Consider the following 16,777-nt stretch of genomic DNA (forward strand, 5'->3'; position numbering starts at 1 on the left):
GTCTGAACTGCTGCCGCTACAACCACCCCTGCTGCCGAGCCTCCCGCACCGCCTCCATCCGGTTCCGCGTCCCCGTCTTGCCGATCGCCGACGACAGGTAGTTGCGCACCGTCGACTCCGACAGGTGCAGCTTGGTCGCGATGTCGGAGACCGTCGCCCCGTCCACCGACGCCTTGAGGACGTCGCACTCGCGGGCCGTGAGTGGATTCGGGCCCGCGCTCAGCGCAGCGGCCGCGAGGGCGGGGTCGATGACCGTTTCGCCGGTCAGGACGCGGCGGATCGCGGCGGCCAGGTCCTCGACGGGGCCGTCCTTCACCAGGAAGCCGGCGGCTCCCGCCTCCATGGCGCGGCGGAGGTAGCCCGGGCGGCCGAAGGTGGTGAGGATCAACACCCGGCAGTCCGGGGCCTGTTCGCGCAGTTCGGCGGCGGCGTCGAGGCCGCTCATGCCGGGCAGTTCGATGTCCAGCAGGGCCACGTCGGGCCGGTGGTTCAGCGCGGCGTCCACGATCGCGTCGCCCCTCCCGACCTGGGCGACGACCTCCAAGTCGTCCTCCATGCCCAGCAGGAGGGCGAGTGCGCCCCGCATCATTCCCTGGTCCTCGGCGAGCAGGACCCGCACGGACTTCGACGGCCGGTGCTCCCGGGGCATCTCGTTCACGGCAACAGAGTAGGGCCAGGTCGGGGCCGGGGTGCGGGCGAAGTCCGGTCCCACCACGTGCCTAAAGAATTGTCACTGTTCCGTTCCGCGAGTCTTGACGGTCCCCGGAATCACCCCAACAATCGCCTCTGCATTGAGAGTTCGCCTTTGTAATTCCTGTGCTTCCGCTGCCTCTGCCCCCACCCGCAATTGTTCGGCATTTCGATCGAGGAAATAGGTTCGGTATTTCGGCCGAACAATGTTCGGTATGTCGGACAGTGAAGGAGGTCCACTGTGCTCTCCGAGTTCTCCGTGTTCTCCGTGTTCTCGAGACTCAGAACCGCGACGTTCTCCAGGTTCAGAACCGCGACCCTGGCCGCGCTCTCCGCACTCTTCACGGTGCTCGCGCTCACCGTCGGCGTCCCCCAGTCCGCCGAGGCCGCGGGCTCGCTGCCCTGCGACATCTACGCCGCCGCGGGCACCCCCTGCGTCGCCGCGCACAGCCTCGCCCGGGCGCTCTTCTCCTCCTACAACGGTTCGCTCTACCAGGTGCAGCGGGCCTCCGACAGCGCCACCAAGGACATCGGGCTGCTGGCCGCCGGCGGCTACGCCAACGCGGCCACCCAGGACTCCTTCTGCAGCGGCACGACCTGCATCATCACCAAGATCTACGACCAGTCCTCACGCCACAACGACCTCACCGTCGAGGGGGCCGGCGGCGCCGGTGCGGCCGACGTCGGCGCGCCCGCGGACGCCCTGCCGGTGACCGTCGGCGGGCACCAGGTCTACGGCCTGGAGATCTCGGCCGGCATGGGCTACCGGGACAACTCCACCTCCGGCGTCGCCGTCAACGGCCAGGCCGAGGGGATGTACATGGTCACCTCCGGCACCCACGTCAACGGCCGCTGCTGCTTCGACTACGGCAACGCCGAGACGAACAACAAGGACACCGGCAACGGCCACATGGACGCGATCAACTTCGGTACGGAGTGCTGGTTCTCGCCCTGCTACGGCGGCGGCCCCTGGGTGCAGGCCGACCTGGAGAACGGCCTGTTCCAGTCGGACGCCGGCTACAGCAAGAACACCTCGAACACCGGCACCGGAGCCATGCCGTTCGTGACCGCTTTGCTGAAAAACAACGGTCAGGACCATTTCGCGCTGAAATACGGCAACGCCCAATCGGGCGGGCTCACCACGACCTATTCCGGTGGTGAACCGACCACCAGTGGCTACTCGCCCATGCACCAGGAGGGCGCGATCGTCCTCGGTACCGGCGGCGACAACAGCAACGGCTCCATCGGGTCGTTCTTCGAGGGCGTCATGACCTCGGGCATCCCCACCGACGCCGCCGACAACTCCGTGCAGTCCAACATCGTCTCCGTCGGCTACGGCGGCTCGACGGGCTCCACCGGTTCCCTCACCGCCGGTTCGGAGATCTCGCTGCGGGCCACCACCGCCTGCTGCACCGGCGACTACATCCGCCACCAGAACGACAGCGCGGTCGTCTCGGCGATCACGTCGAGCAGTTCGGCGCTGGACAAGGGCGACGCCACCTGGATCGTCCGCCGGGGACTTGCGAGCAGCTCCTGCGTCTCCTTCGAGTCGCGCAATTATCCCGGTGACTTCCTGCGCCACTACAACTTCCAGCTCTACCGCCAGCCCATGGACGGATCCGCCGTGTTCAGATCCGACGCGACGTTCTGCCCGACGACCGGCAAGAGCGGCACGGGGACCTCGTTCGCGTCGTACAACTACCCGACGAGGTTCCTGCGCCACTACAACTTCAACGTCTACGTCGCGAGCGACGGCGGTTCCAACGCCTTCGACAGCGCGACCTCCTGGACGGACGACGTGAGCTGGGTGGTCAGCCAGCCCTGGGCGCCGTAGCCAGTACGACGTCCGCCAAGTCGCCGATCTCCAGCGGGAGTTCGGCGGTAACAGTGAAGCCGCCACCTCGCGGTGACGGTCCGGCCTGCAATGAGCCGCCCGCCGCCGCGAGGCGCTCGGTCAGGCCCTTCAGGCCGGTGCCGCCGATGCCCGTGGCGGACGGTGTGGAGTCCCCGGTGCCGGTGCCGGGGCCGGGGCCGGGGCCGTTGTCGGTGACCGTGAGCCGGACCTGCTCTGCGGTGCTGTTCACGGTGATCTCGCAGCGCGTCGCACCGGCATGCCGTACGACATTGGTGACGGCCTCGCGGACCACCCAGCCCAGCAGCACCTCGGTCTGCGGGGCCAGCGGTGTGCCCGAGCGGACCACCACCGGCTCGACCGAAGCGGCGGTCAACGCCGAGCGGGCGCGGTCCAGTTCGGTGGCGAGGCTGCCCTCGCGGTAGCCGGTGACCGCCTCGCGGATCTCGGTCAGGGCCTGGCGGCCGACGGACTCGATGTCGGTGATCTGCGCGATCGCGGCGTCCATGTTCCGCGGAGCGAGCCGCCGGGCCGCCTCCGACTTGACGACGATGACGGACATGGTGTGCCCGAGCAGGTCGTGCAGGTCGCGGGAGAAGCGCAGGCGTTCCTTCTCGACGGCCTGGCGGGCCAGCTCCTCGCGGGCCTCGCGCAACTCCCGTACGGCTTCGGACAGGGAGAGGATGGCCGCGGTCACCATGGTGGACAGGAAGGTGCCGTAGGCGACGTTCACGGCGTCCCAGCCGGCCCGGTACACGGAGACCGCCGCCGCGAGCGCGGTCAGGCCGAGACCGATCTGGCCGAGCCAGGGGCCGCGCAGGACCGCGCCGGTGGCGAGGCCCAGCAGCGGGAAGAAGTACAGCCAGCTGCCGCCGTAGCCCAGCGCCAGACCGACGGTGATCACGGTCATCAGGACCAGGGCCACCTTGGTCCCGGTCGCCTCCCGGGTCACCTTCGCGAAGGCGCGGAAGGTGACGTAGATGTAGAGGGAGTTGAAGGCGAGGAGGCCGATCGCGCCGATCCAGGGGTTGGCGGTCTTGCCCTGCCAGAGGTTGGAGAAGGCGCCCATCCCCATCAGCAGCCACGGCAGCAGCGCGAAGCCGCTGGGCGGGGGACCGGGGTTCTCGGGCATCTTCCCGCCGGTCCTGCGGGCCTCCTTCTGCGCGGCCTTGAAGCGCTGCATGTCCGCGCGCCACTGCGCCCGCGCCTTGCGCCACTGGCGCATCTGGCAGGTGAGTCCTCGCATCAAGGACACGTCCTCACTCCCCCCGTTCAGACGGTCCGGCCGGACCGTCGGTACGCCAGCACAGCGTACGAACCGAAGGCCAGCAACCAGAGGGTCAGCACCGCGATCGCCCCGAGTGCGGGCGCGTGGCCTTCGGCGACCGAGGTGCCGAGCTCGGCGAAGCGGTTCGTGGGTGTGTACGCGGACAGGGCGCGCAGCCAGCCGGGGAACAGGGTGATCGGGAACCACAGGCCGCCGAGCACCGACAGGCCCAGGTTGCAGGCCATGTTCGTGACGCCGGTGGTCTGTCCGGTCAGCCGGTAGCCGTTGCCCAGGCCCAGCAGGGTGAAGGGCACCGAGCCCAGCCACAGCAGCGCCGCGATGGCCGCCCACTGCCAGGCATCCAGCCGTACGCCGTTGATCAGGCCGCCCGCGGCGAGCACCGCGAGGATGGCCGGCAGCACGGTCACCGAGCCGGTCAGCGTGCGGCCGATCACGACCTGGCGTGAGGTCATCGGGGTCACCCGCAGCTGCCGCAGCCAGCCGATGGCCCGGTCCTCGGCCACCCCGCCGCCGGTGTTCAGGGCGGAGCCGACGGCGCCGTAGCCGGCCATGCCGACCATCGCGCCGGTCTTCCAACTGCCGTCGCTCGCACCGAGGTTGGTGAACAGCAGGTACATCAGCACCGGCATCGCGATCCCGCCGACGACGAAGCCGACGTCGCGCAGCGTCCGGCGTACCTCAAGACGCAGGTAGTCGAACATCACGCAGCCTCCTTCACCGGTGGCGCCGTCAGGGCCAGGAACGCGTCGTCGAGCGACGCCGGGACGACCTCCAGGCCGCGTATCGCGTTCAGTTCGGCCAGGGCGATCACCGTCGCGTCCGGGTCGTCGCTGCGCAGCCGCGCCCGGTCGCCGCGCACCTCCACCGACCGTACGCCGGGCAGCAGCTCCAGGCCCGCCGTGGAGCGGCCCGCCAGGTCGAAGGCGACCAGGCTGCCGCCGACGGCCCGTTTGAGCTGGTCACCGGTGCCGTCGGCGACGATCCTGCCCTGGTCGATGACGAGGATGCGGTCTGCGTGGGCGTCGGCCTCCTCCAGGTGGTGGGTGGAGAACAGCACGGTGTGGCCGAGGCGGGCGTAGGAGCGCATCGACGTCCAGAAGGCGTGCCGCGCCTCCACGTCGAGGGCGGCGGTGGGCTCGTCCAGGACGATCACCGAGGGGTTCCCGGCGAGCGCGACGGCGAAGCGCACGCGCTGTGTCTGGCCGCCCGAGAGCCGGTCGACGCGCCGCCCGGCCAGCTCGGTGATCCCGGCCAATTGCAGGGCCCGCGCGACGGGCATCGGCTCGGGGTAGCGGCGGGCCACGAAGGAGACCAGCTCCTGCACGGTGACCCGGGGCACCGCGCGCCCCTCCTGCAGCATGGCGCCGACCCTGCCGGCGCGCACCGCCTGCTCGGGGGGTGCGCCGAACAGCCGGACCGTGCCCTCGTCGGGCTCGTTCAGGCCGAGCAGCAGCGAGATCGTCGTGGACTTGCCGGCGCCGTTGCGGCCGAGCAGCGCGACCGTCTCGCCCGCCTCGATCCGCAGGTCCACGCCCCGCACGGCACGCACGGTGCCGAAGTTCTTGACCGCCCCCGTGAAGGACACGGCGGGTGGTGCCCCAATGGTCGTCCCCGTCGTTTTCATCATGACCACGACGCTACGGAAACGGGGCGGAGGCCCGGCAGATGCGGTTGTACGGACTCGGGCAGGACAAATGTCACTGCCGGAGAGTCTGCCGCCCCGGAGCTGTATCTGACATACCGTCAGGAGGCTTCACAAGTGCCGGGTGCTGGGTTATACCTGGGGCGCCGGACTGGAACGCGTTCTAGATCGGCCCGTAGCGACCTCGGTGCGGCCGACGGTGCGGACGGCCGCGCCGGGGTCTTGCCGCAGCATGTACACAGCCGCCCGACGTCCGCCGCCGGAGCCAGACGCAAGCCGCCCGAGCACGACGCAAGCCGCCCGAGCAACAGGAGCCGTATGCCCATCGACGCAGCGAAGGCCCTCGCCGCCCCGCCCCATACCGGCGAGATCAGCTGGGACCGCAAGGACGTCCAGCTCTACCACCTCGGCATCGGCGCGGGCATCCCCGCCACCGACCCCGACGAGCTGCGCTACACCCTGGAGTCCCGGCTGCACGTGCTGCCGAGTTTCGCCACCGTCGCGGGCGCCGGCTCGCCGGGCGTGATCAGCGGACTGTCCATGCCGGGCGTCGAGGTCGACCTCGCGAAGGTGCTGCACGGCGGCCAGTCGCTGATCCTGCACCGCCCGATCCCGGTCGCGGGCACGGCCACCGCCACCGGCCGCATCGCCGCCGTCTACGACAAGGGCAAGGCGGCCGTCCTGGTCATGCGCACCGAGGTCGCCGACGCCGACGGCCCGCTGTGGACCAACGACGCCCAGATCTTCGTACGGGGAGAGGGCGGCTGGGGCGGCGACCGCGGCCCCTCCACCCGCCTGGACCCGCCCGCAGGCGACCCCGGCCGGACCGTCGAGCGGGCGATCCGCGAGGACCAGGCGCTGCTCTACCGCCTCTCCGGTGACTACAACCCGCTGCACGCCGACCCCGACTTCGCCAAGCTCGCCGGGTTCGAACGGCCCATCCTGCACGGCCTGTGCACGTACGGCATGACGCTCAAGACGGTCGTCGACACGCTGCTCGGCGGGGACGTGACCCGGGTGCGGTCCTACGCCACCCGGTTCGCGGGCGTCGTCTTCCCGGGCGAGACCCTGCGCATCCGCATGTGGCCGGAGGAGGGGCGGGTGCGGGTGGCCGTCAGCGCGGCCGAGCGGGACGACGCGCCCGTCCTCGCCGACACGATCGTCGAACACCACTGATGTAGAAGGCAGTTGAGGGGAGCCGCACCATGCGCGCAGCCGTACTGCACGAGATCGGCCAGGACAAGCTGGAGGTCCTCGACGACGTCGAGGCGACGGGCTTCGGGCCCGGCAAGGTCAGGATCCGGGTGCGGGCCACCGGGCTGTGCCACTCGGACCTGTCCGCGATGAGCGGGGTGCTGCCGCAGCCCGCACCGTTCATCCCCGGACACGAGGGCGCGGGCGAGATCCTCGAAGTCGGCGAAGGCGTACGGAACGTGAAGGCCGGCGACCGGGTGGTCGTGTGCTGGCTGCCGGCCTGTGGCGCCTGTCCCGCCTGCAAGCGCGGCCAGACCGAGTTGTGCCTGGCCGGATTCATGAACGCCGGCACCCCCAACTTCAGGCGCCCCGGCGGCGACCTCTTCGGCTTCGCGGGCACCGGCACCTTCACCGAGGAGGTCGTCGTCGACGCGGGCTGCGCGGTGCCGATCCCCGACGACGTGCCCTTCGACATCGCCGCGCTCATCGGCTGCGGCGTGACGACGGGGCTCGGCGCGGCCCTCAACACCGCGGACGTGGAGGCCGGTTCGTCGGTCGCCGTGATCGGCTGCGGCGGCGTCGGCATCTCGGCGATCCAGGGCGCGCGGCTCAAGGGCGCCGCCGAGATCGTCGCCGTCGATCCGGTCGCCTCGCGCCGCGAGTCCGCCCTCAAGTTCGGTGCCACGAAGGCGGTTTCCCCCGACGGGCTGGCCGACGCCAAGCAGCAGGTCACCGCCGGCGAGGGCTTCGACTACGTCTTCGAGGTCGTCGGCAAGTCCGCCACCGCCCGCACGGCGTACGAGAACACCCGGCGCGGCGGCACCCTCGTCGTCGTCGGCGCGGGCGCCATGGACGACTTCCTCCAGCTCAACATGTTCGAGCTGTTCTTCGACGAGAAGCGCATCCTGCCGTCGATGTACGGCGGCGGCGACGTCCTGCGCTCCTACGAACGCACCATCGCCCTGTGGCGGGCGGGCCGCATCGACCTGGAGGGCCTGATCACCCATCGGGTGCCGCTGGCCGACATCAACGAGGCGCTGGACCAGATGCGTTCGGGAACGGCCCTGCGCACCTGCATCGAGATCTGAGCGGCGCGCTCCGTGTCCACCTGTATCGAGATCTGACGGGAGTGTCCGTGTCACTGCCACTCGAGGGACTGTCCGCGATCGTCACCGGTGCCGGCCGAGGACTCGGCCGTGCCGAGGCGCTCGAACTCGCCCGGCTCGGCGCGGCCGTCGTCGTCAACGACTACGGCCAACCGGGCCGCGACGGCTCGGGGGCGGCCTCCGCGACTCCCGCAGCGGAGGTCGCCGCCGAGATCCGGTCCGCTGGCGGTAAGGCGCTGGCGCACACCGGCGACGTGGCCGACTTCCAACACGCCGCAGAACTGGTCGACTTGGCGGTCTCCGAGTTCGGCAAGCTGGACATCCTCGTCAACAACGCGGGCATCCTGCGCGACCGCATGGTCTTCTCCATGACCGAGGACGAGTGGGACTCGGTGATCCGGGTCCACCTCAAGGGCCACTTCAACACGACCCACTTCGCGGCCGCACACTGGCGCGAGCGGTCCAAGGCGGCGGGCGCGCCGGTCTACGGCCGGATCGTGAACACGTCGTCCGAGGCGTTCCTGGCAGGCTCGGCGGGCCAGCCCAACTACGCCGCCGCCAAAGGCGGAATCGTCGGCCTGACCACCTCCACGGCCCTCGCGCTGGCCAAGTACGGCGTCACGACCAACGCGATCTGCCCGCGCGCCCGCACCCGGATGACCGAGGACGTCTTCGCCGGGTTCGAGCGGCCCGCCGACACCCTCGACCCGCTCGCCCCCGAACACGTCGCCCCGCTCGTCGGCTACCTGGCCTCGCCTGCCGCCTCCCGGGTCAACGGCCAACTGCTCGTCGTCCACGGCGGCATGGTCGCGATCGTCGAACGGCCGTGCGTACAGGCGCAGTTCGACAGCAAGCAGGAGACGTTCACGTACGACGAACTCGACGCGCTGCTCACCGCGCACTACGCGGAGCGGCCGGAGGGGGAGACGTTCGCGGCGGCGGAGGTGCTGGGGCTCAAACGGGGCGGCTGAGGACGTGAAGAGGGGGGTGCCCGTCGGGCACCCCCCTCTCGCTACTACTACCTAGTACCGTCTGACAGCCGCCTCGGCGTTCTCCCCGGCCGGCTTGCGGTGCCGGCCGTGCGGAGAGGACTCGCTCTCCTGGGCCGAGACCGGACCCCGGTGCCGGCCGTGGCCGGTGTCCTCCTGGGAGTCGGCGGACAGCTGCTCCATCGTGTTGGTGTCGCTCATCGGACGTATTCACCCCGTCAAAAACTGATCTTTCTTACAGCCCGGCGAGCATAACCATCTCCCCGTTGTTCGAATCCACACGGGCACGCCCATCGGCACTAGTTCGTTACAAGACGTCCCAGGGGCGCTTCCTGCAACGGCACAGGACGCGGCGCGGCAGGCTCCGGAGGATCCGGTTCTGACGGCTCGCCCGGCGCGGGGGACGAACTCCCCGGTGCCGCCTGGCCGGCCGCGTCACCCCGCACCGGATCCTCCGGGCCCGCATCCCCCGATCCCCCTGATTCCCCCGTGGCCCCGATGGCCCCCGTGGCCACCGTCTCCCGCGTGGGCGCTGCCAACTGCGCCACGCCGCACGGCACTTCGGCCGTGGCGTAGGGCAGGTGCAGCACCCCGTCCCTGGTCCAGGACCCGGTGCCGGTCAACCACCCGGCGGGCGCCGCGAGATGGTGGATGTGCCGCCGGTCCGGCCGCCACGTCCCGACCCAGCTGCCGACGGGCCCGTCGATGCGCAGTGCCACCGAGCAGTTCTCCGGGGTCAGTACCTGCCCCGGCTGGATGGCGAAGGGTGTCACCGCACACTCCGGCAGCCGCAGGAACTCCGGGAAACGCACCGGAAGCGTGCTGCCCAGCACGCCCCAGCCGAGGCGCTCCTCGCCCGGCGAAGGCGCGTCGGAGCTGATCAGCAGCAGCCCGCTGTCCGGGTCGGCGAGCAGCAGCCGGTCGTCGCTGTCGTCGGCGATCTGCAGCAGCGGCGACGTCTCCCCGTCCCGCTGCAGATCGACCACGACCGTCTTGGTCCGGCCGCCGATCTCCCGGTCCAGGGCCAGCATCCGCCCCGTATGGTCCAGCCACACCCCGCCGGAGCAGCGCCCCGCGATCTGCGCCACGTGCTCGGGCCCGAACTCGCCGCCCGCCACCTGCCACACCGCGCTGGAGTGCCGGCCCACGGCGAGGGCGTAGGCCCGCTCGCCGCCCGGCGCGGGCGGCAGCAGCCGTAGCCGGGTGTCCTCGTCCGGGCACTCGACCGCGCCGATCAAGACCTCGCCGGTGCCGGGGCCGGTCGGGTAGAGCAGGGAGAACACGTGCCGACCGGCGGTCGGCCGGCGGATCAGCACCCGCCCGTCGCCCATCGGCTGCACCTCGGCGTCGGCCTCCTCGGGCTGGTTCGCGGGCAGCGGCACGGCGTACGGCTCCGGGCCGTCCAGCGTCCAGCGCTCCGGGAAGAGGGAGCCGCCGTTCAGGGCGAGACGGGCGGCGTAGGCGCCGTCCGCGGTGATGGTGCAACCCGAAAACGGGGCGCCGTCCTCCGGGGCTGCCTCGGGTTCGATCGCACAGGCCGTCATGGTCTGGTCACCTCCGGCGACGAAACTAGTTTTCGCACGCACACGCGTGGGACGCCGGAGCTTCTGCTTCACACATAAGGGTGGCCCGGAAACGATTCTCCTGAGGGAATGGGGGCGGGTGTGCTGAGCGGGGCCGAAGGTGGGCCGCGCGGTCCCGCTGCCGCAGCACCTCTGGTACGGACGAAAGGGCCGCCGCTACGACCGGAACCGGGCTTAGGTTCAGCGGCGCAGATCAGGCAGGTAGCCTTTTGTCCGTGCCCCGTCTGTCTGAAGTCATCGCCGCGCTGGAGAACCTGTGGCCCGCCGCGCGGGCCGAGTCCTGGGACGCGGTCGGCACGGTCGTGGGCGACCCTGACCAGGAGGTCACCCGGGTCCTGTTCGCCGTCGACCCGGTCCAGGAGATCGTCGACGAGGCCATCAAGCTCGGTGCCGACCTGCTCGTCACCCACCACCCGCTCTACCTGCGCGGTACGACGACGGTCGCGGCGAGCCACTTCAAGGGCCGCGTCGTGCACACCCTGATCAAGAACGACATCGCGCTGCACGTCGCCCACACCAACGCGGACACCGCCGACCCGGGTGTATCGGACGCCCTCGCGGGCGCGCTGGACCTCCGTGTCGTACGGCCCCTCGTACCGGACCCGACCGACGGGGCAGGCCGCCGCGGACTGGGCCGGATCTGCGAACTGGACCACCCTCTCCCGCTGCGCGAGTTCGCCGCGCGCGCCGCCGCCCGCCTGCCCGCCACCGCGCAGGGCATCCGCGTGGCCGGCGACCCCGAGGCCGTGATCCGCACGGTCGCCGTCAGCGGCGGCTCCGGCGACAGCCTCTTCGACGACGTACGCGCCGCCGGCGTAGACGCCTTCCTCACCGCCGACCTGCGCCACCACCCGGCCTCCGAGGCCGTGGCCCAAAGCACCCTCGCGCTGCTCGACGCGGCGCACTGGGCCACCGAGTGGCCCTGGTGCGAGCTGGCCGCAACCCAGCTCGACGAGATTTCCGACCGCCATGGATGGGACCTCCGCGTCCACGTGTCCAAGACGGTCACCGACCCCTGGACGGCCCACGCGGCCTCCTCTGATTCGACCGCAGGAGCCCCCAACTGAACGCCGCGCCCGCCGACCAGATCCGACTCCTCGACGTCCAGTCACTCGACGTCCGGCTCCAGCAGCTCGCCCACAAGCGGAAGTCGCTGCCCGAGCACGCCGAGATCGAGTCGCTGCACAAGGACCACACCCAGCTGCGCGACCTGCTCGTGGCCGCACAGACCGAGCAGAGCGACACCGCCCGCGAGCAGACCAAGGCCGAGCAGGACGTGGACCAGGTGCGTCAGCGCGCCGTCCGCGACCAGCAGCGCCTGGACTCCGGCGCCGTGACCTCGCCCAAGGACCTGGAGAACCTCCAGCGCGAGATCGCCTCCCTCGCCAAGCGGCAGAGCGACCTCGAGGACGTCGTCCTCGAAGTCATGGAGCGCATCGAGTCCGTCCAGGAGCGGGTCGCCGAGCTCACCGAGCGGGTCTCCTCCATCCAGTCCAAGGTCGACGACGCGACCGCGCGCCGCGACGCCGCCCTCGAGGAGATCGACGGCGAGGTGGCCACGGTGACCAAGGAGCGCGAGGTCATCGCCGGCACGATCCCCGCCGACCTGCTCAAGCTCTACGACAAGCTGCGCGCACAGCAGGGCGGCATCGGCGCGGCCAAGCTGTACCAGCGCACCTGCCAGGGCTGCCGCCAGGAGCTGGCCATCACCGACATCAACGAGATCCGCGCGGCCGCCCCCGACACGGTGGTGCGCTGCGAGAACTGCCGCCGCATTCTGGTGCGTACGGCGGAGTCCGGTCTCTAGACATTGCGGTAAGGGGCTTGTGCCGTGCGGGAGTTCATCGTCGAGGCGGACGGCGGGTCACGGGGAAACCCGGGGCCCGCGGGCTACGGCTCCGTCGTGCTCGACGCGACGACGGGGGAGACGCTGGTCGAGGCGGCCGAGTACATCGGCGTGGCCACGAACAACGTCGCCGAGTACCGAGGGCTGCTCGCCGGCTTGCGCGCGGCACACGAGCTCGACCCGTCGGCTGTCGTCCACGTCCGCATGGACTCCAAGCTCGTCGTCGAGCAGATGTCGGGCCGCTGGAAGATCAAGCACCCGGACATGAAGCCGCTGGCCATGGAGGCGTCACGGATCTTCCCGCCGGAGCGGGTGACGTACGAGTGGATCCCGCGCGAGAAGAACAAGCACGCGGACCGGCTCGCGAACGAGGCCATGGACGCGGGCAAGCGGGGCGAGCAGTGGTCGGCGGCGGAGTCGACGGCCGAGCTGGAGAGTGCGGCCGCGAAGGCGGAGTCCGATGTGCGGGCCGCTACGGCCGTGGCGAGTCCGGGTTGGGCCCCGGCCGATCTGGGCGCGCCCGCGACCTTCGTGCTGCTACGGCACGGTGAGACGCCGCTGACTCCGCAGAAGCGGTTCTCCGGGAGCGGCGGGACGAACCCGTCGCTGTCCGAGGTCGGACGGGACCAGGCCGAGCGCGCGGGAGCCGCCTTGGCCCGGCGCGGGACGATCCAGGCGATCGTCGCCTCGCCGCTGGCCCGTACCCGCGAGACCGCGGGCATCGTGGCCCGCCACCTCGGCCTCGAGGTGAGCATCGAGGAAGGTCTGCGCGAGACGGACTTCGGTGCCTGGGAGGGCCTGACGTTCGGCGAGGTGCGTGAGCGCTACCCGGACGACCTGAACAGGTGGCTGGCCGACCCGACGGCGGAGCCGACCGGCGGCGGCGAGAGCTTCGCCGCGACCGGGACGCGTATCGAGGCCACCCGGGAGAAGCTGGTGGCGGCGTACGCGGGCCGTACGGTCCTGCTCGTCTCGCATGTCACCCCGATCAAGACGTTCGTGCAACTCGCCCTCGGCGCACCGCCCGAGGCCCTGTTCCGCATGGAGCTGTCGGCGGCTGCCCTGTCGGCGGTCGCGTACTACGCGGACGGCAATGCGAGCGTGCGGCTCTTCAACGACACGTCTCACCTGCGCTGAGCGGCGCGTCTACGGAGGATCTCCGCGGTTTGTGCGTCGGCCGGCAGGAATGCTTCGAGGTGCAGCTCGGCGAGCGTGACGTCGACGGCGGTGGCGAAGGACGTGAGCGTGGTCAGCAGCCGCAACTCGCCCTCCGGGCAACGGAGTCGGAGGGGGACGGCGAAGCCGAGGTAGTCGTCGCCGGGGTCGGTGAGCGGCGGGATGTAGGCGGCGAGTTCGTCCGCCAGCTCGTCCAGCGCGGGGTCCGGACTGCGGAGCGCCCGTGCTCGCAGGTTCTCGAGGATGTGCCGCCCCCAGGCGTCCAGGTTCACGACGCGTGACGCCATGCCGTCCGGATGCAGGGCCAGTCGCAGGACATTGATCGGCGGCTTCAGGAGATGGGGTGCCGCCCCTTCGGCGAGGACGTCGAACGCCGCGTTGGCGGCGACGAGTTCGCCGCGCGGCCCGGCGACCACGGCCGGATACGGCAGATGTCCTTCGAGAATCCCGTCCAACGCCGCCCGTACGGGCTTGAGTTCGGCCGCGTCGAGGGACGACTCGGCGAACGCGGGTGCGTAGCCGGCCGCCAGCAGCAGCGCGTTGCGCTCGCGGAGGGTCAGCCCCAGCGACTCGGCGAGCCGGATCACGACGGCCCGCCCCGGCACGGAACGCCCCCGCTCGATGAAGCTGACGTATCTCTGCGTGGTCCCGGCCCGCGAGGCGAGCTCCAGCTGACTGACCCGCCGGGTGGTGCGCCAGCGCAGGAGTTCGCGGGCGAAGGGTGGGGGTTCGACGGCGTGGGTGGTCATGGGTCCATTTCTACGTCACGGGTACGACAACGGCTCGTCATACCCGAGCGGGAATTGAGGCTGCCACCCGCTCCGACCAGCATGGCGGGCATGCGCACCTACCACCTGGAAACCCCCGGCTCGGTCGACGGCATAGTCCCCCGGGACACCCCCGACGGCCCACCCACTCCCGGCCCCCGCGACATCCTCGTACGCATCCATGCAGTCTCGCTCAACAAGCGCGATCTGCTGATTCTGGACGGCAGTTACCCCCTGAAGGCGGCCCCCGATGTGATCCCGGTGAGTGACGGCGCGGGGGAGGTGGTCGCGGTAGGGGAGGAGGTGACGCGCTTCGGCGTGGGCGACCGCGTCACCAGCACCTACTTCCCCCGCTGGCTGGACGGCCGGATCACCCCCGCCCTCATTGACCAGCCCGGCGCGACCCTGCCCGGCATGCTCGCGGAGTACGTCCGCCTCGACGAGAACGCCGCCGTACGGGTGCCCGACCATCTGACCTGGGAGGAGGCGGCCTGTCTGCCCTGTGCCGGAGTCACCGCCTGGAACGCCGTAACCGGCGCCGAGGCGGTCCTCCCCGGCGAGACGGTCCTGACCCTCGGCACCGGCGCGCTGGCGTTGTTCGCCGTGCAGTTCGCCAAGACGCTAGGCGCGCAGGTCATCGCCACGACGTCCAGCGAGGCAAAGGCGGCCCGCCTCAAGGGACTGGGCGCCGACCACGTACTGAACTACGTGGAGAACCCCGCCTGGGCAGCATCCGTACGGGAGTTGACCGGTGGACGCGGCGCGGACCTGGTCGTCGAGACGGGCGGCCCCGACACCATCGAACAGTCGGTCCGCGCGACCGCCCTCTACGGCCGCATCGCCCTGATCGCCGCCAACAGCCCGCACAAGGATCGGCTGGAGATCACCACCGACGCACTCGCGTCGAGCCTGGTGACCCTGCGACGGCTCTTCGTCGGCAGCCGCGCCCACTTCGAGCGGATGAACCGCGCGATCTCCCTGCACGGCCTGCGCCCGGTCGTGGACCGCGTGTTCGCGTACGACGACGTGCGTGACGTTCACGCGGCCTACCGCTACTACGCGACGGGCGCGGCCTTCGGCAAGGTCGTCATCCGCGTGACGTCAGCCCTTTGACGTGAGCCCGGCGGCCTCGCGCGCCAGCGTCTCGACCCGCCCCCAGTCCCCGGCTGCGATGGCATCGGCGGGGATCATCCAAGTCCCGCCCACGCAGGCGACGTTGGGCAGCTGAAGATAGTCGAGCGCGTTCGCGGCACCGATCCCGCCCGTGGGGCAGAAGCGCGCTTGCGGCAGCGGCCCGGCGAGGGACTTCAGATACGGCGCCCCGCCCGCGGCCTCCGCCGGGAAGAACTTCATCTCCTGCACGCCACGCTCCAGCAGCGTCACGACCTCCGACGTGGTCGACACCCCCGGCAGATACGACACCCCGGAAGCCTGCATGGCGTCCAGCAGCAGGTCGGTCCAGCCGGGGCTGACCAGGAAGCGTGCCCCGGCGTTCACCGAGTCCCGCACCTGCTCCGGCGTGAGCACGGTCCCGGCCCCGACCAGCGCGTCCGGCACCTCACCGGCGATCGCGCGGATGGCACCCAGCGCGGCCGGCGTACGCAGCGTCACCTCGATCGCGGGCAGCCCGCCGGCCACCAGGGCCCGCGCGAGCGGTACGGCATCGGCGACGTCGTCGAGCACGACGACGGGGATGACGGGCGCGAGATCGAGAACGGAGGCGGGCAGGGAGGCCGGCTGCGAGGTCATGACCTCATCGTGCCCCGTGGCGTGCACCCTGCGCAAAGACCATTGCGCAGAATGCAACCGCGGGCAGCATCAGGGCAGGTCAGTGCACCTCGTCGACCAACACGTCCAGTGTCCACGCCTTCCCGTTCCCCTTGGGCGGCTCGACCTCCACCACGTAACCGAGCCCGCGCAGCGCCTCCACCAACTCAGCCGGCGTCCTGGGCGCGGCCCCGGCCGTCAGCAAGCTCCGTACGATCCGCCCCTTGGTCGCCTTGTTGAAGTGGCTGACGACCTTGCGGGTCGGCGCGTGCAGCACCCGTACGCTCGCCGTCCGCCCGGCCAGCTCGCCCTTCGGCTTCCAGGCGGCCGCGTAGGCGGAGGAGCGCAGGTCCAGCACGAGCCCGTCCCCGGCGGCCTCGGGCAGGACGTCCGCCATCGGCGTCCGCCAGTGCGCGCCCAGCGCGCCGAGCCCGGGCAGCTTGACGCCCATCGAGCAGCGGTAGGAGGGGATGCGGTCGTTGATGCGGACCGCGCCCCACAGCCCGGAGAAGACGAGGAGGGAGCGGGTGGCGCGCCGCTTGGCCGCTGCATCGAGCGAGGCCAGGTCGAGGTTGTCGTAGAGGACACCAGTGTAGATCTCCCCGGCTGGCCGCGCCCCGGCCACCGGCAGCTCGACGTTCTTGGCGACCTCGCCGCGCAGCCCCTCGCTCAGCCCGAGCACCTCGCGTGCCTTCTCCTCGTCGGCGGCACACAGCTCGACCAGCTCGCCGAGTACGGCCTCACGGGCCTGGGTCAGCCCGGGCAGCGACAGCGACTCCAGCTTCAGCGGGGCGCCACGCCCGGAGGTCGCCTTGCCTTCGGAGGGCGGCAGCAGGACCAGCACGGAAGATCTCCTTCTGTTTGAGCTCCCGAACAG

At 71.0% G+C, this 16,777-nt stretch carries 17 protein-coding genes; 8 read left to right on the plus strand and 9 right to left on the minus strand.

All coding sequences use genetic code 11. The features are described from left to right. Positions 1–16: 16 nt before the first annotated feature. Positions 17–649: a response regulator gene (locus ACIBN2_RS12830; RefSeq protein ID WP_399134635.1), complete on the minus strand. Its 633-nt coding sequence runs from the start codon at positions 647–649 to the stop codon at positions 17–19. Positions 650–931: 282 nt separating this feature from the next. Here ACIBN2_RS12830 and ACIBN2_RS12835 point away from each other — a divergent pair, with 282 nt between their 5' ends. Continuing rightward, positions 932–2,524: an alpha-L-arabinofuranosidase B gene (locus ACIBN2_RS12835; protein WP_399134344.1), complete on the plus strand. Its 1,593-nt coding sequence runs from the start codon at positions 932–934 to the stop codon at positions 2,522–2,524. On the opposite strand, the gene ACIBN2_RS12840 is transcribed toward ACIBN2_RS12835, so the two are convergent. From ACIBN2_RS12840 to ACIBN2_RS12850, 3 genes are read right to left on the minus strand one after another with little or no spacing between them, the layout of a single operon-like run. Then, a complete protein-coding gene (locus ACIBN2_RS12840; protein WP_399134345.1) occupies positions 2,502–3,797 on the minus strand; it encodes a sensor histidine kinase in 1,296 nt (431 codons plus the stop codon). The genes ACIBN2_RS12835 and ACIBN2_RS12840 overlap by 23 nt on opposite strands. A 17-nt stretch (positions 3,798–3,814) precedes the next feature. After that, complete coding sequence (locus ACIBN2_RS12845) at positions 3,815–4,531, minus strand: ABC transporter permease (protein WP_399134636.1); 717 nt, start codon at positions 4,529–4,531, stop codon at positions 3,815–3,817. Continuing rightward, positions 4,531–5,457, minus strand: coding sequence for an ABC transporter ATP-binding protein (locus ACIBN2_RS12850; RefSeq protein WP_399134346.1), 927 nt, complete (start codon positions 5,455–5,457; stop codon positions 4,531–4,533). Before ACIBN2_RS12850 ends, ACIBN2_RS12845 begins: the two co-directional genes overlap by 1 nt. Positions 5,458–5,790: 333 nt before the next feature. On the opposite strand from ACIBN2_RS12850, the gene ACIBN2_RS12855 reads away from it, so the two are divergent. The 3 genes from ACIBN2_RS12855 to ACIBN2_RS12865 are packed head-to-tail and all read left to right on the plus strand — an operon-like array spanning position 5,791 to position 8,743. Continuing rightward, positions 5,791–6,648, plus strand: coding sequence for a MaoC/PaaZ C-terminal domain-containing protein (locus ACIBN2_RS12855; protein ID WP_399134347.1), 858 nt, complete (start codon positions 5,791–5,793; stop codon positions 6,646–6,648). Between the two features lie 29 nt (positions 6,649–6,677). After that, on the plus strand, positions 6,678–7,754 hold the full coding sequence (locus ACIBN2_RS12860) for a Zn-dependent alcohol dehydrogenase (protein ID WP_399134348.1): 1,077 nt from the start codon (positions 6,678–6,680) through the stop codon (positions 7,752–7,754). Positions 7,755–7,801: 47 nt separating this feature from the next. Further along, positions 7,802–8,743: a 3-oxoacyl-ACP reductase gene (locus ACIBN2_RS12865; RefSeq protein WP_399134349.1), complete on the plus strand. Its 942-nt coding sequence runs from the start codon at positions 7,802–7,804 to the stop codon at positions 8,741–8,743. Positions 8,744–8,794: 51 nt separating this feature from the next. Here ACIBN2_RS12865 and ACIBN2_RS12870 read toward each other — a convergent pair whose 3' ends face one another. Beyond that, positions 8,795–8,962, minus strand: coding sequence for a hypothetical protein (locus tag ACIBN2_RS12870; RefSeq protein ID WP_399134350.1), 168 nt, complete (start codon positions 8,960–8,962; stop codon positions 8,795–8,797). A 98-nt stretch (positions 8,963–9,060) separates the two neighbouring features. Further along, the gene (locus ACIBN2_RS12875) at positions 9,061–10,305 is read right to left on the minus strand and encodes a hypothetical protein (protein WP_399134351.1); all 1,245 of its coding nucleotides are present in this window, start codon (positions 10,303–10,305) and stop codon (positions 9,061–9,063) included. 254 nt (positions 10,306–10,559) lie between these two features. Here ACIBN2_RS12875 and ACIBN2_RS12880 point away from each other — a divergent pair, with 254 nt between their 5' ends. Genes ACIBN2_RS12880 through ACIBN2_RS12890 form a run of 3 tightly spaced genes read left to right on the plus strand, consistent with a single transcriptional unit; the run spans position 10,560 to position 13,327 of the window. Continuing rightward, positions 10,560–11,411 (plus strand): Nif3-like dinuclear metal center hexameric protein, encoded by an 852-nt coding sequence (locus ACIBN2_RS12880; protein ID WP_399134352.1) that lies wholly within the window; start codon positions 10,560–10,562, stop codon positions 11,409–11,411. Beyond that, positions 11,408–12,151, plus strand: a complete 744-nt coding sequence (locus ACIBN2_RS12885; protein WP_399134637.1) for a zinc ribbon domain-containing protein — start codon at positions 11,408–11,410, stop codon at positions 12,149–12,151. Before ACIBN2_RS12880 ends, ACIBN2_RS12885 begins: the two co-directional genes overlap by 4 nt. Positions 12,152–12,175: 24 nt before the next feature. After that, positions 12,176–13,327, plus strand: a complete 1,152-nt coding sequence (locus ACIBN2_RS12890; protein ID WP_399134353.1) for a bifunctional RNase H/acid phosphatase — start codon at positions 12,176–12,178, stop codon at positions 13,325–13,327. Here the strand turns inward: ACIBN2_RS12890 and ACIBN2_RS12895 are convergent. Then, the gene (locus ACIBN2_RS12895) at positions 13,315–14,115 is read right to left on the minus strand and encodes a helix-turn-helix domain-containing protein (protein ID WP_399134354.1); all 801 of its coding nucleotides are present in this window, start codon (positions 14,113–14,115) and stop codon (positions 13,315–13,317) included. The genes ACIBN2_RS12890 and ACIBN2_RS12895 overlap by 13 nt on opposite strands. 90 nt (positions 14,116–14,205) lie before the next feature. Between ACIBN2_RS12895 and ACIBN2_RS12900 the strand changes: the two genes are divergently transcribed. Continuing rightward, positions 14,206–15,246, plus strand: a complete 1,041-nt coding sequence (locus tag ACIBN2_RS12900; RefSeq protein WP_399134355.1) for an NAD(P)-dependent alcohol dehydrogenase — start codon at positions 14,206–14,208, stop codon at positions 15,244–15,246. Here the strand turns inward: ACIBN2_RS12900 and ACIBN2_RS12905 are convergent. Together ACIBN2_RS12905 and yaaA are read right to left on the minus strand one after the other, a co-directional pair. Next, complete coding sequence (locus tag ACIBN2_RS12905) at positions 15,235–15,882, minus strand: bifunctional 4-hydroxy-2-oxoglutarate aldolase/2-dehydro-3-deoxy-phosphogluconate aldolase (protein WP_399134356.1); 648 nt, start codon at positions 15,880–15,882, stop codon at positions 15,235–15,237. The genes ACIBN2_RS12900 and ACIBN2_RS12905 overlap by 12 nt on opposite strands. 79 nt (positions 15,883–15,961) lie before the next feature. Then, positions 15,962–16,744 (minus strand): peroxide stress protein YaaA, encoded by a 783-nt coding sequence (gene yaaA / locus ACIBN2_RS12910; RefSeq protein WP_399134357.1) that lies wholly within the window; start codon positions 16,742–16,744, stop codon positions 15,962–15,964. Between the last annotated feature and the right edge of the window lie 33 nt (positions 16,745–16,777).

This window comes from Streptomyces sp. NPDC050534, assembly GCF_044457745.1.
In the GTDB taxonomy this organism is placed as follows: domain Bacteria; phylum Actinomycetota; class Actinomycetes; order Streptomycetales; family Streptomycetaceae; genus Streptomyces.